12 protein-coding genes, 1 tRNA gene and 1 pseudogene are annotated in these 14,700 nt (G+C 35.0%); 7 read left to right on the forward strand and 7 right to left on the reverse strand.

The annotated features are described in order from the left end of the window. Together HP569_RS12120 and HP569_RS12125 are read right to left on the reverse strand one after the other, a co-directional pair. A pseudogene (locus HP569_RS12120) lies at nt 1-302 on the reverse strand (sugar ABC transporter permease); the annotation flags it as partial. 98 nt (nt 303-400) lie between these two features. Continuing rightward, nucleotides 401-1,750: a carbohydrate ABC transporter substrate-binding protein gene (locus HP569_RS12125; protein ID WP_182201443.1), complete on the reverse strand. Its 1,350-nt coding sequence runs from the start codon at nt 1,748-1,750 to the stop codon at nt 401-403. Nucleotides 1,751-2,289: 539 nt separating this feature from the next. On the opposite strand from HP569_RS12125, the gene HP569_RS12130 reads away from it, so the two are divergent. Continuing rightward, nucleotides 2,290-3,951 (forward strand): DUF4091 domain-containing protein, encoded by a 1,662-nt coding sequence (locus tag HP569_RS12130; protein ID WP_246367172.1) that lies wholly within the window; start codon nt 2,290-2,292, stop codon nt 3,949-3,951. 286 nt (nt 3,952-4,237) lie between these two features. On the opposite strand, the gene gnpA is transcribed toward HP569_RS12130, so the two are convergent. Beyond that, nucleotides 4,238-6,400, reverse strand: coding sequence for a 1,3-beta-galactosyl-N-acetylhexosamine phosphorylase (gnpA, locus tag HP569_RS12135; protein ID WP_182201444.1), 2,163 nt, complete (start codon nt 6,398-6,400; stop codon nt 4,238-4,240). Between the two features lie 181 nt (nt 6,401-6,581). Between gnpA and HP569_RS12140 the strand changes: the two genes are divergently transcribed. Beyond that, nucleotides 6,582-7,424: a helix-turn-helix domain-containing protein gene (locus tag HP569_RS12140; protein WP_182201445.1), complete on the forward strand. Its 843-nt coding sequence runs from the start codon at nt 6,582-6,584 to the stop codon at nt 7,422-7,424. 43 nt (nt 7,425-7,467) lie between these two features. Here HP569_RS12140 and HP569_RS12145 read toward each other — a convergent pair whose 3' ends face one another. Both HP569_RS12145 and HP569_RS12150 read right to left on the reverse strand, forming a co-directional pair. Next, the gene (locus tag HP569_RS12145; protein ID WP_182201446.1) at nt 7,468-8,337 is read right to left on the reverse strand and encodes a protein phosphatase 2C domain-containing protein; all 870 of its coding nucleotides are present in this window, start codon (nt 8,335-8,337) and stop codon (nt 7,468-7,470) included. Nucleotides 8,338-8,471: 134 nt separating this feature from the next. Beyond that, nucleotides 8,472-9,887: an MDR family MFS transporter gene (locus HP569_RS12150; protein ID WP_182201447.1), complete on the reverse strand. Its 1,416-nt coding sequence runs from the start codon at nt 9,885-9,887 to the stop codon at nt 8,472-8,474. A 230-nt stretch (nt 9,888-10,117) separates the two neighbouring features. Between HP569_RS12150 and HP569_RS12155 the strand changes: the two genes are divergently transcribed. After that, nucleotides 10,118-10,546 carry a DUF1801 domain-containing protein gene (locus HP569_RS12155; protein ID WP_182201448.1) on the forward strand — a complete coding sequence of 143 codons (429 nt, stop codon included), beginning with the start codon at nt 10,118-10,120 and terminating at the stop codon, nt 10,544-10,546. A 267-nt stretch (nt 10,547-10,813) separates the two neighbouring features. Here HP569_RS12155 and HP569_RS12160 read toward each other — a convergent pair whose 3' ends face one another. Then, nucleotides 10,814-11,557 carry an SDR family NAD(P)-dependent oxidoreductase gene (locus HP569_RS12160; protein WP_182201449.1) on the reverse strand — a complete coding sequence of 248 codons (744 nt, stop codon included), beginning with the start codon at nt 11,555-11,557 and terminating at the stop codon, nt 10,814-10,816. Between the two features lie 123 nt (nt 11,558-11,680). On the opposite strand from HP569_RS12160, the gene HP569_RS12165 reads away from it, so the two are divergent. Then, entirely contained in the window at nt 11,681-12,331 is a 651-nt protein-coding gene (locus HP569_RS12165; protein ID WP_246367175.1) for a TetR/AcrR family transcriptional regulator, read from the forward strand. Nucleotides 12,332-12,438: 107 nt separating this feature from the next. On the opposite strand, the gene HP569_RS12170 is transcribed toward HP569_RS12165, so the two are convergent. Next, a tRNA-Ala gene (locus HP569_RS12170) sits at nt 12,439-12,511 on the reverse strand. Between the two features lie 148 nt (nt 12,512-12,659). On the opposite strand from HP569_RS12170, the gene HP569_RS12175 reads away from it, so the two are divergent. From HP569_RS12175 to HP569_RS12185, 3 genes are read left to right on the forward strand one after another with little or no spacing between them, the layout of a single operon-like run. After that, nucleotides 12,660-12,845 (forward strand): PLDc N-terminal domain-containing protein, encoded by a 186-nt coding sequence (locus HP569_RS12175; RefSeq protein ID WP_182201450.1) that lies wholly within the window; start codon nt 12,660-12,662, stop codon nt 12,843-12,845. Between the two features lie 4 nt (nt 12,846-12,849). After that, entirely contained in the window at nt 12,850-13,752 is a 903-nt protein-coding gene (locus HP569_RS12180; RefSeq protein WP_182201451.1) for an ABC transporter ATP-binding protein, read from the forward strand. Continuing rightward, nucleotides 13,752-14,525, forward strand: coding sequence for an ABC transporter permease (locus tag HP569_RS12185; protein ID WP_182201452.1), 774 nt, complete (start codon nt 13,752-13,754; stop codon nt 14,523-14,525). Before HP569_RS12180 ends, HP569_RS12185 begins: the two co-directional genes overlap by 1 nt. Nucleotides 14,526-14,700: the final 175 nt, after the last annotated feature.

Raw genomic sequence — 14,700 nt, forward strand, 5'->3', positions numbered from 1 at the left:
CCTTTTACTTGTTCTTTCGTTAACACCGCTGCGAAGAATACCGCAAAGATCAACGTAATGATTGCTACAAGCACAATCAATAGAATCGAGTTTTGGAACGATTGAATGAAGTCCATGTCATTCCACAGCACTTTAAAGTTATCTAGACCAACAAACTCTCTTGTATTTGAGAATCCGCCCCAACGATACATAGACATACGAAATACCTCAATCGTTGGTAAAATCATAAACGTCGCTAGCAAAAGCACTGCTGGCGCAACACATACTGCAATAAATAGGTTTCTTGATACTTTTTTATTCATGGCGTACACCTGCCTCTCTTTTCATTAAAAATAAAACGATGAGCATTATACTCACCGTTTCATTTTTTATATTATACACCATCTAAGATGCGTACGGCTTAGTTCATTGCATCTCTTAGCTTATCGCTAGTTGATTCAATATCTGATTGCCATTCGTCTAGAGAAACTGAACCAGCTATTACACCGTCAATTTGTTTATATAATGTGTCATGCATGTTTACACCTGGTACTGGCTCTGTTGAAGCAAAACCACCCATAGCAGGAAGTGCACCTTGCTCATCATAAATGCTATAGAATAACTTTTGGTCTCCTTCTAGTTGATCCGTAATACCATCAATTGGTTGTACTGCACCTGCTTCTAAGAAAATAGAAGCTGCTTTATCAGAATACATGAATGTCAAGAATTCTTTTGCTGCATCTACGTTTTCAGCTTGCTTCGGAATCCACATTTGCTCAAAGAATGTGAACGCATAACGATCTCCACCTTCTCCAAATGCTGGAGCTGGCATCATACCCCATTTGAACCCATCAGCTCTTGGTGCTTCAGCCATTTCGCCAACTACCCATGTACCATTTGGCATAAATAACGCTTCATTGTCTAAGATCATTTGTTGGTTTTTCGTAAAGTCATTAGGATTAGCGTTTGCTACTGTGTTTTGGTGTGCATAATCACCTAATTTTACGATTGTTTCTAATACTTGTTTCGCTTCTGGTGTTTCCCAAATACCATCTTCATAGGTCATTGCTGCATTATAAAACTCAGGTCCGCCTGCAGCATACATTAACGATGGAATTAGTGAATCAAAGTAACCTGCAACTGGATAAGTGAATAAAGCAGTATCTTCAGCTTTCGCTTTTTCACCTAAAGCAAACATTTCATCCCAAGTTGCTGGAGTTTCCCATCCCTTTTCTTCTAACAAATTAGCATTGTAGAATAATCCAGTTGGGCTATAGAACATCGGCGCTAAGTAAGTTTTACCATCAGCGTAAGGGTTTGTTGCAAGTGTATCTGTAAAACCATCAAGTAGTTTTTCTTCTACTGTTACATCTTCTCCTGCAACTGTCATACCTAACACATCAGTAATTTCTTCTATACCATTTTCTTTAATTAAAGTATCTGTCAAACCTTCTTCTCTACCTGTAGCTAATAGGAAAATATCAGGATATTCGCCTGCTTGAAGGTTCGGACGAACAACCTCTTCCAAATTCTTCTCAACAGTTAATTCAATTGTTACATTCTCATTGATTTCTTCATAAGCATCTGCGATTTTCTCCCACATTTCTGCACCATATGCAGATTCTAACGCAGCCACTTCAAGTGTAACTTTTTCTGACCCACCATCTGTCGGTGTATCTGCTTCCTCATTATCATCTGAACCTCCACAAGCTGCTAGAACTAGTGAAAAAACAAGTAAAGTAATAGTGAGTAATAAATTCTTAAGTTTCATAATAAGACCCCTCCTAAATATTTTTCTTTACAATTTAATCTTACTCTCAATGAAGCGCTTCCACAATAAACATCTTGTTCTTTTTTTTAAGTATATTGCTGTTTATAGAAAGTTAACTTACTATTTCTTGTAAATATAGATTACCACTACAGTTAATTTATTATTCACATAGATAAATTAAATTAGATGTCATTCCATTTATACTCCATTATAAGCGATTGTTATTTCAAGCGTTGTACCATCTTCTTTCCAAACCATCGTTTGTTATGTGTCATAGAAATTATTAATGACAACAAATTAACATGCTTTAGGATAAGCTACACATTTGGTTTAAACATTTGAATTATTAATTATTATCTAAATTGACATGCAAACTAAAAGGTTATAAGGTGTACTTTAATAAACTGATTTAATAGAACGCTTTCATTTGTGGTGGACATAAAGATATTATTTTCCGTTAGACTAGGGGAAAATAAACTACTAAACAAGGATTTGAATATCAGTTTTATAATTCGCAAGAGAAAACAGGAGGGATTTATTTGGTTGAAATCAACCGTATATTGGAGACGAAATGTATTAGCTCATTAGAAAAGGTATTTCCTGATGAAGAATTAACTTGCAGTTCATTCAATGAAGCATCGGCACTGTTAAATGAAACTTACTCCTTTCAAGTAGCTTATCGAAATAAACAAAGCTTATTTGATCAAATTTCTATTGAAATTGAATCAGAACTACAGGATCTAATTACCTTAAGGTCTGTCGGCTTGGTACCTTCCGAACTACCGTGCTACGCCGATCATGACGACAATATATTACGGAAAACACCAGGGTTATATCCAGATCCGCTTTATCCAATTGAAGAAAATGGTTTAGTTGGTCTGCCAAACCAATGGCGATCTGTTTGGATAACAGTCAATTTAAATGAAAAAGCAACTCCAGGCACTCACAATATAAAAATAGTTTTTAAAATGAAAGATGGTCAACCACTTGCGGAAGAAGTATTTAAATTAAATGTTATTCCCGTTTCTTTACCTGAGCAGAAACTGATTCATACTGAGTGGTTTCACGCCGATTGTTTAGCTATCGAATATAATGTTGAAGTTTTTAGTGAAAAACATTGGGAATGGATGGATAAATATATACAAACTGCTGCTAAACACGGTATGAATATGATTTACACACCTTTATTCACTCCTCCACTTGATACAGAGATTGGTGGTGAACGTCTAACCGTTCAATTGATAGGCGTTAATAAAGTCGGCAAAAATTATGAATTTAATTTCTCCCAACTTAAAAATTGGATCAAAATGTGTAAGAAGCATGGTATAAAGTACTTCGAATTTTCCCATTTATTCACACAATGGGGAGCAAAGCACGCTCCTAAGATTATTGCTAGTGAGAATGATGTAGAAAGTAAAATTTTTGGTTGGGAAACAGATGCAACTGGTGAAGAGTATAGCAAATTTCTTTCAGAATTTCTTCCGCAACTAGTATCCTTTATAAAAGAACAAGATCTAGAAGACTATGTTTATTTTCATGTATCAGATGAGCCAACACTCGAGCATTTGGATTCATATCAAAAAGCGAGTGCTATCATTCACAAACACTTAGCAGACTTTCCGATTATGGATGCTCTATCAGACTATGAATTTTATGAAAAGGGTTATGTCAAACATCCTATTCCAGCAAATGATCACATTGAATCGTTTATTGAAAACAAAGTAAATGATTTATGGACATATTATTGTTGTGTACAATACAAAGACGTTTCAAATCGTTTTTTCAATTTCCCTTCTTCAAGGAATAGAGTTCTAGGTTTACAGCTATATAAATTTGATGTAAAAGGATTCTTACATTGGGGATATAACTTCTGGTTAACACAATACTCTAAAAAGGTAATCAATCCTTTTGAAAATACAGATGCTGGTTATGCCTTCGCATCAGGAGATGCATTTTTAGTTTATCCAGGTGATAATGGACCAATTGAATCGATACGTCTGGAAGTGTTTTATGAAGCTTTACAGGATCTACGTGCTTTAAAATTACTAGAAAAGAAGATTGGAAAAGAGCGTGTGATTTCCCATTTAGAAAAAGAGATCGAACATCCAATTACTTTTAAACAATATCCAGGTGAATCTGAGTGGTTACTTAAAAAACGCGAACAAATTAATTCACTCATTGCAAAAGAGTTTACCAAATGAAATGAAATTACAAACTGTTATATATACAAATGAGAGCTAGACTGAGGTTTTGAAAACGTTTAATGTCAGGTTAAATGGCCGAAGCACCGCGATGTGTCAAAAATAAGTAAAACGGTGTGATTAATACTCACCGTTTTACTTATTTCATATGGCAAAAACCAAAAAATTATATTGATTTTCATCTACACTTTAATCCGCTTTCCCCTCAATAGTTTGATCTTTCTTAAATCAATCCGGAATATCGAGGATTAATCAATACAGTCGGAAACGAGTTGTTGACTTCACGTTAAATTTCAAACCATTCATAACCCATTGGTTCAAGTGTTATTTCAACTGTTGTACCATCTTCTTTCCAAACCGTTGTTTGTTGTATGTCATAGGAATTATTAATGGCAACAAATGAATGTGCTTCAGGATAAGCTACACATTCGGTTTGAACATTTGATGTATACCATTTTTTCATTAAACTCTCTTTTGATGCTACCCAGTATATCGCTCTTAATAGTAACCGAGTGTTTTCAGGACTAAATGGAAGTCCCGCTAAATAAACAGATCTACCCGAACCAAATTGATTAGCGGCTATCGTAACATCAGAGTCGACCATATCCAATACCATCGTATCTTGGTTCGTTTGATATACATATTTCATTCCTTCACCAAAATCTATTGGGTTGTCATTCTCTTCTAGAATAAAATGCTTTTCATGAGACAGTGAATTATATTTGTCTGTGTTTAAGCTGAATCCAATCTCTTTTTGGACTCCTAACACATCAGACAATTGAAAGAATCTTCCTTGAAACTCACAGGCGGTTGGTTCACCAACACCGATAAAGCCCCCTCCTTGATCGATCCACTCTTTAATAGTAGAAACAACTTTTTGATCCAACCAAGCTTCTCCACCACTCCATGAGGTATAAGCATCTCCAGCGTTAATAATTACACCGATATCATCAGATATACCGTTATTTTTTATATCATCAAAGCTAATAAATTCTACATCAAATGGCATTCCACTTAAACTCTCAAGTATTCCATAGTATGAGTAACACTGTTTATACCAAATGGCATGGTGCACATGGTGACTCATCCATTTTCTAGTTCCTCCCCAGCTATTCAGAATAGCTATCTTAAATGGAGCCTTGTAAGAAGATGTTTCTTTAGACTTCAAATGAATCTGTCTAAATTCATTCGTTATCTCTTCTACGCGATCAACGAAATCTGGAAACTTTAGCGCTAGACTCAAATATCCTCCATACCCCATTCTTTGGATTGGACTTTGTAAGATAGCTCGTCTTGCTTGCAACCAATTTTGGTTCGCTTCTTCAACTGGATTACCACCTTCTTTGAACGTATCTGGGAAGAAATAAGGTAAGAATCTTCCTTCAGTATACTTCACGTGGGGAACATCCGAAATCATACGTAACGTTACACCATCGCCTACTGAGCCAACTACTGCATCAAGACCAATATTTTTAAAGTACTTTCCGTAAGGTTCTGTCCCTGCCCAATGATCTCCAAGGAACATCATGGCTTCTTTTCCATAATCATGGATAATATCAACACATTCTTTTGCAAGTTCACTAATAAAGCGTTGTTGAAAATCGATCCAATCTAGAAATGCTGTGGATGGTGTTCTAAATGGAGAATTATAGTATCCTTCATCAACAAAATCTTCTGGATGAAGTTTGTATCCTTTTTCTTTTTCAAAAGCCTGTAATGCAAGTGGACTGACTGTTGCACCATAACCAAACCAATCAACATATTTCTGTTGTGCAGCATCATTGAAGACTAATGTAAAATTATAAAAAAACGTTGTTATCCTAACTACATTCGTATCTTCATGCTCATCTAACCACTTTTTTAAGTGTTTAATAATGTGCTTTCTCGTTTTTGGATACCTCGGATCATATGGTATATGATGTTCGGTGTCCCATTTATTGGTCACGTGATTGTACATATGTACAGGATCCCAAAGCTGATATGCTAAAAAACTAACTGTATAAATATGCCACTTATTTGCTTCTAGAACGGTTACTACCTTCGCATCTTGTTCATAAGTCCATTGCTCAGGCGCTACGGTTTCTCCTGTTGTTCTATCTATTACTTCCCACCACGTCTTTATATCATGATCCGTATCCGGACTTACTTGTTGATCGAAATATCCCGTCATAATAGGTATGTCAACATGATTTGCACGTGCAGTTACAGGCTCAGACATTAAGTAAAAATGTTGTCTCTCATCTAAATTTGCTTTGGCCCATTCCTGATCTCCACGGGTAAAAAAATACTTTGAATATACTTTATTCGCCATGTTTTTAACTTCTGGTGTTAGCTTTGTTCCATCTGAATCACGTACTGCATCCGCTCCCCACCTATCAATAATTGTAGCAATTTCTGATTCTAATCCTTCTTCAGCAGGTAATGTCACCCGACCTTTATCGTTCACCAATTGTAATCCTCCTTGCATGTTCATGTTGAAAAATAGGATTGAAACTTTTTAAACACTATACATATAGGTTAGTCTATTTACATAGTTATATCATTAACATAATTGTTTTTTTTAATAGTTTTTTTGCTATAATGATGTTTAACAATGCTCCTAAATCGTTCAATGAAGGAGGGAGATTGCATTGACAACCACACGCTATTCCATTTCAGAATCAAACAAAGAAGAGCAGTTTTCTTTACTTTACGCATCCAAATTAACTTATAGCGCTGAATGGGCTAGCTTAATTCACACGCATCCATTTACAGAGATATTCTACATTATAAGAGGTAGTGGTTCGATTACTACACATAAGAATACATTTGAGGTAAGTAAAGGTAGTGTTTTTATTGTCAATCCAAATGTTGCACATATGGAATCCTCTTCTACTAAGGATCCACTTGAATGCATTGTAATTGGAATGGAAGGATTGAACTTAACAAATTTATCAGACGATGGTAAATCGTTTAGCATTCACAAATTATCGAATCAACAAACAGACGTTAAATTTTATTTTCAAACGATTTATCAAGAAGCACAAGGACAATCTGATCATTATGAATCAATGTGTCACTACTTATTAGGTGCATTAATCATGCTGCTAAAAAGACAATTAACGTTGGAAATCGAAGCAGAAAAGCAGACAAGTTTAAGTAAAGAAATTGCTCAAGCGAAGCAATATATCGATCAGTATTTTAAAGAAGACATTTCGTTAAATAAATTATCGCAATTGACTCATTTAAATAAATTTTATTTGTCACACGCTTTTAAAGATGCATTAGGCCAAACGCCTATTGATTATGTCAATCATCGTCGAATTGAAGAGGCCAAAGTACTTTTATTAACAACAGACTATATGATCTCTCAAATCGCTACTATTGTTGGTTATTCATCTCAAACTTACTTTTCTGAAGTATTTAAGAAATATGAATTACAATCACCTACAAAATATCGAAAAAAACAAGCTATTAAAAACCCTAAAGTTTGAGTGATTCCTCAAGCTTTAGGGGATTATTATTGTTATGAATTAATTATTTCATTTCGATCAAAATGCCTGTCTTATCATCATGTTGTTTTAACCGTGGATAAATAATACAAGCTTCATCTTCTACTTCTCGTTTCTGCACCTCTGTTAATAACGCGTCTAACCCTGATGAAAAAGCTAGCATTGCAGTTGCTTCCCAGCCATTATTCTCTTGGTCTTTACTTGGTAGTAATAACCCATCACTTAATAACAAGATTTGGCTAACCTTATTCAAATGGACCTGACCATATTCAAGCTGTTCATAACCTTCCTTCGTACCATCTAAAATTCTATACCCTTCTGGTGTATTGTACTTTTCCCTGTTAGCTAATAAGATAGGATTTACTTGTTTTCTAAGATCACTAAGGGCAGCTGTTTCTCCATACTGTTCTCGCAGTGTACGGATTTGATTGATTGCTAGTTGATCAAAATGATGCACCATATCATAAGTCACCGTTCTTATTTTACCATCATCAAATTTAAGAAATAGCATGCAATCTCCTGCGTGAACATATTCAAAACTAGTATTTGTCTTATTGAGTTGTATTGCTGCAATTCCAGTAGTACTTCTTTTTTGTTTTGGTATTGACTCTGCTGCTGTAACATCAGTTGAATTTTCAAAGTTTTGCTTATAATAAGAAACAACTAGATTATTTAATTGATCATTTGCCTGTTTCATTTGAGGCAATAATGTATCCTGACTTGCTGCATCTGCTAAATGTGTTTGAAAAGTTTCTGATGCAAGTTTTCCAGGTAGTCCTCCGTCCAAACCTGTCGCACCATCAATTACAGCATAAATGTTCGCTTGTTCATTTATAACAAAACGATCTTCATTTATTGGTCTTGACCCATTTTTATATACTTTAGTTACCTTCATCTCAACAGTCTCCTTTTGGTATGTGACAATTAACACGTATTCGTTATGTAAAAAATCTCCCTATAGTAGAAAGCCTAATATACATGATGGCTTGTGTCTACTATAAGAAGATTTATTATGTACCGTATTTACACTTAATTGTTTTCTGCATTCAACTGTTTTTTGCTTTTTACAAAAAACGATAATATTAAGCCAACAATAGAGATTATACCGGCTACAATAAAGGAAACATTTACTCCGTGTATTGCACCAGCAACTCCATCAGCTGGTATTGCACTATTCGTCATCACAGAAACTAAAAGGGCAGTACCCATAGCTCCAGCAATTTGACGCATCGTATTGTTCATTGCCGTACCATGTGGAATAAGGTGTGGAGGTAATTGATTTAAACCAGCAGTTGTAACTGGCATCATTACCATGGATATACCGAACATCCGAAACGCATGCATAATCGTTAAATAAGTAATCGTTGTTTCCGTTGATAAATTAGAAAAAGCAAACGTGGATAATGTAACAATGGATAAGCCTATAATAGCAAGCCACCTTGCACCATACTTGTCAAATAATCGACCCGTAATAGGATTCATTACTCCCATAATAATGGCTCCGGGCATCAACATTAAACCAGATTGTGTCGCAGTATAACCTAACATATCTTGTGTTAATAATGGTAGAATAACTGCACCGCCAATCATTGCAATAAAAACAACCATCCCTAAAGCTGTAGTTATCGAAAATACTTTATTTTTGAATACATAAAAATTAAGTATTGGTTGTTCTAGTTTAGATTGTCGCATAATAAACGTAGTCAAACTTATCGCACCAACAAGAAGTGAAATTATAACAGACCAACTAGCCCAGCCAGCAGTACCAGCTATACTAAATCCATATAACAGACCACCAAACCCAAACGTTGATAAAATAATGGATAAACGATCGAGTTTTGGAAATTTACGCTCTGTAACATTTTGTAAAATGAAATAAGCAACAACAAGATCAATAATAACAATAGGTAAAATAACGTAGAATAAGCTTCTCCATGGGAATTGATCGATTAACCAACCAGATAAAGTTGGTCCAATCGCTGGCGCAAATGCAATGACCAGCCCAAACATTCCCATTGCAGCACCACGCTTTTCAACAGGAAAAATAATAAACAAAATCGTTTGCATTAATGGCATCATAATCCCAGCACCTGATGCTTGTAGAATTCGTCCAACCATCAATACAGAGAATCCAGGCGCAACCGCTGCGACCAAGGTTCCTAGTCCAAATAATCCCATCGCTGTTAAGAATAATCTTCTAGTTGTGAATTTCTCAATTAAAAAAGCAGTGATTGGTATCATAATTCCATTTACAAGTAAGAAAATGGATTGTAGCCATTGCACTGTATTAGGTTCTAATGATAAATCCACCATAATTTTCGGTAATGCTGTTGCAAGTAATGTTTGGTTTAAAATTGCAACGAACGCACCTGAGATTAACACAATTAATAACGGAACCTTATTAATTGCCTTTGTTTCCACCATATGACTGGTTTCTTTATTCATTTATATTCCTACTTTCTATTAACTACTTATATTATAAATTATTTTTAATATCTTATATTAGTATATGTAACTTTAATTGCGCAATTAAACTATTGTATGGCACAAAAAAAGCATTGTCAATTTATTTGTTTCTTGCAAAATTAGCGTTCTTACCAGTATGATGAGATTACATTTAATGAAAGTTATGCCTCTAGACGACAAAAGCTTAACATAAGGAGGAAGTATTTTTTATGTATAAACAGAAGACAATAGAAAACGATGGAGATGTAATAGAATTCATTGAAAATGTGGAAAGTCCCCAAAAGAGAAAAGATGCCTATAGTCTTTTAGAAATTTTTTCTGAAACTACTGGGTATCCGCCTAAAATGTGGGGCACGAGTATTATTGGATTTGGATCTTATCATTATAAGTATCCTACAGGTCATGAAGGAGATGCACCACTTGTTGGCTTTTCGCCTAGAAAAGCAAAAATCAGTTTATATTTTGCAACTGGTGACACTGATCGTGACGCATTGTTAAAACAATTCGGTAAACATACGAGTGGAAAAGCATGTGTTTACATTAATAAATTAGCTGATATTGATGTAGACATACTAAAAAAATTGATCAAGCAATCTGTTACCTTTTTACAAAAAACATATCCCGAATCATCAGAATGAACGCGTCAGATTATGTTACTAAACACTTCTCATCACTTCCCACTTATTAATCCTAACAATATTTAGACACAAAAAAACTAGCCTAACAGAACAAAAATTCCACTAGGCTAGCTTTACCATATAATCTATCTATTCAATAATTAATCAAACATATAAACATATGAATCAATCTATTCATTAACCCCTTTGTTTGACCTCAAAACTTCTATCTATGAATTGAGGAATCATTATAATGAATAAAATGTGTTTATATTTAATTAGAAAACATTATTTAGCTGTAACTCCACCGTCAACAGGTAATTCAATACCAGTAATATGGCTTGCTTCATCTGATGCTAAGAATAATACTGCATTTGAAACTTCTTCTGCATTACCTAAGTTTGGAAGTGCTACTTGTGATAAGAAGTAATCTTTATATTCTTCCATTGATTTTGCACTCATTGGTGTAACAATATAACCAGGATGTACAGAATTCACACGAATGTTCTTCTTACCAAAATCAACTGCTGCCGCTTTTGTAATTGAGCGAACGGCACCTTTAGATGCTGTATATGCTCCTGCTCCAGCCATTCCGATTAAAGCAGAAATAGAAGAAATATTAACAATAGAACCGCCATCGTTTTTCTCCATTTGAGGAACAGCATATTGCATACCATACATTACGCTATTAATGTTAATGTTATACGTTCTTGCCCAATCTTGTTCTGTTTGTTCCATAAATGGTTTAGCTAATGAAATACCAGCATTATTTACTAGAATATCTAATCTACCAAATGCATCTACTGTTTCATTAACTACTTTTTCCCAACCTTCTTTAGAAGATACATCATGCTTTATAGCAAGCGCTTTCCCACCTGACTGCTTAACTTCTTCTTCCACACTCTTAACCGCATCAAAAGCGATATCTGTTAATACAACAGTCGCACCTTCTTTAGCAAAACGAAGTGCTTCTTCTTTTCCCATACCACTGCCTGCTCCAGTAATAATAGCTACTTTGTTTTCTAATCTCATTATAATCACCCCAAAAAAATAAATTGTGATAGTTAAACTATCAAGTTTTATTTTAACACCCTTTTTCCAATTTGCAAACTTTACGCACTCAGAAGTATAATAAGTTAACTAGGAGGATTTACAATGAATATAGGTATACGAGAACAAAACAAGTGGAAACGCCATCAGAAAATTGTGGCAGCTGCTGAAAAACTTTTCGTTAAACATGGATTAGACACCGTTCAAATGAAAGATATAGCAGCAGCATCTGATATTGGAATCGCAACATTATTTCGTTATTTCCCTAAAAAGGATCAGCTTATTGTAGCTGTTGCCACGAAAAACTTAGCTGGTATTATGGATGATTTAGCTTCCATTGCCTGTTCGGAGAAAACGGCTTTTCAACGGTTAGAAAATGTGTTGGATTATTTATTCAAAAAACAATCGACAGATAAACATGGAGCAATAAAATTTCGCGAAGCATTTGAAAGTTATGCCTCTTTCACAAGAGAACCGCTTGAAGATGTACAAGACTATATGGATGTACAGAAGAAGATTATAGAGGTTTTACAACCAATTATGCAGGACGGAAAGACAGATGGTTCTATTAGAAATGATATAAATATCGAAGCAACAATTAAGACGATAATTAATGCTTTTGGCACCTTTTCCAGCAATATCATCCTCAAAGAGCCGATCACTTATCCAGAGAAAGAGTTCACTTCAGAACTACAGCAACAAGTTTTAAAAGATATACTTTTAAGCCATGTGCAGCCTACTAATTGTTCACAATAAATCAGTGGGCTGTTTTTTCATATAAACAACAAAAAAAGACTACGTTTCAGTAATCTTAGCATAAGAAATTCATGTTCTTTTTAAAGTAGTGACTTCTAACATTAAAATGGAGCATAGCGGGATCGAACCGCTGACCTCTTGCATGCCATGCAAGCGCTCTCCCAGCTGAGCTAATGCCCCAAGAAAATAAGTTCTTTCACACAAACATCGAGGAATTTTTTACTTTTTAAAATACAATGGTATTATATCTATTATTTAAGTGAAATACAAATAATATTGAAACTTATGCTTCATTAATAACGTATATTCATTTGGAGGTGAAAGGGTATTGGATACTTTTTTATTATTTGCACCATTAATTGTTTTAGAAGTAATACTGGCGATTGTCGCACTTGTCGCTTGGTTTAAAACAGAAAAAACAAATGGCCCTCGATGGTTATGGTTAATTATTATCTTATTGATACAAATTATTGGTCCAATTTTATTCTTTACAATCGGAAGGAGGCAACAATAATTCCATGTTTACCGTACAACATGTAACTAAAAAGTTTAATGATAACCCTGTAGTAAATGATATATCTTTCCGTTTAGAATCTGGTAGATGTGTAGCACTACTCGGTGCGAACGGGGCAGGAAAAACAACAACATTACGAATGTTATCCGGATTGTTAAAACCAACAAGTGGATCTATTGCATTCGAAGGAATGAAGCTAGGAGCGGATATGCGCAACCATATCGGTTATCTCCCCCAACACCCTGTTTTTCATGGCTGGATGACTGGGAAGGAATTCTTAATTTACGTTGGACAGCTTGCTCATTTAACAAAAGTAAAAGCAACCGAACTTGCTGATTATTATCTCGAACGAGTTGGTATTTTGGATGCAAAAGATCAACGCATTAGTAAATATTCTGGTGGAATGAAACAACGCTTAGGAATCGCGCAAGCATTAATTCATAGTCCAAATATGATTATGTTAGATGAACCTGTTTCTTCATTAGATCCAATCGGACGCAGAGAAGTGTTAACGTTAATGGAAGAATTAAAAGAACAAACAACCATTCTATTTTCGACACATATTTTAAGTGACGCGGAAGAAGTTAGTGATGACTTACTACTGATGCATAAGGGAGAAATCGTTGAATCTGGTACATTAAACGAACTACGCCACAAACATCAAACTTCTAAGATCAATTTATCTTTTCATGAATCGAATGAAAACTATCTTCCAATGGTTGAACAACTTCCTGGGATCAAAACTTGTTATCTTGATCGTGAGGACATTGTTTGTGTCATTGAAGATATGGAACAAACACGACAAGCGTTACTAGAAAAAATAGCAACTGACCAATGGCCACTTACTAGATTTGAAGTAAGTCGTGCATCACTAGAAGATTTGTTTATGAAGGTGGTGAATAAGTAATGCAGTGGCGTACAATTTTTCGAAAAGAGATGTTGGAGTATTGTCGTAATTTCAGTTGGGTATGGGTACCAATTGTCTTTATTATCCTAGCAATTATGGATCCGCTGACCACTTATTATATGCCTATCATTTTAGAAAAAGCTGGCGGAATGCCTGAAGGAGCAGTTTTTGAAATGCCTGATATTACTGCTGTGGATGCATTTATGATGAGCTTGGGTGAATACAGTATGTTTGGTGTACTTGTAATTGTATTATTTACTATGGGAACGATTGCCGGGGAGCGGAAAAGTGGTGTCGTAGAACTTATTTTAGTAAAACCGGTACATTACGGAACATATATCTCAAGCAAATGGGCAGCTAAATTAACCGTTATTTTAGTTTCAGCTAGCATCGGACTTTTAACCAGTTGGTATTATATCAATTTATTATTTGGTGAGCTTTCCTTTACTTTAATTATACAAGCGATTTTCTTTTATAGCTTATGGTTCGTGCTTGTTGTCACTATAACTATTTTCTTTAGTTGTTTATTTAAATCACCAGGAGCGGTCTTTGGTACATCCATTGTTACATTATTAAGTATGTTTGCTATTTATCGTGTATTCTCACATAAATTAAGCTGGTTTCCGAATAGCTTAAGTGGACACATTGGTGAGATGCTACAGACTGAAACGATCCCTAACACACTCTGGGGTGCAGGTCTTACTACCATTGTATCTAGCCTAATAATCTTATTGATTGCTGTTCTTATCTTTAGAAAAAAAGAACTCGCTTAACTAGAAGAGGCTGGGACACAACTAAATAAAGGGCAGTAGAAAACGGATAATAATACCTTGTTTAAGGATTATTATCCGTCTTTTCTTCGAGCATATAAATTAGCTGCGGAAATATACGAGACTCCTCGAAAATAAAAAGCAATTTTCTTCGTGCGATGCATCGCTGCCGTAGCAT

It is taken from the genome of Paraliobacillus salinarum, from assembly GCF_014083865.1.
Classification (GTDB): Bacteria; Bacillota; Bacilli; order Bacillales; family Amphibacillaceae; genus Paraliobacillus; species Paraliobacillus salinarum.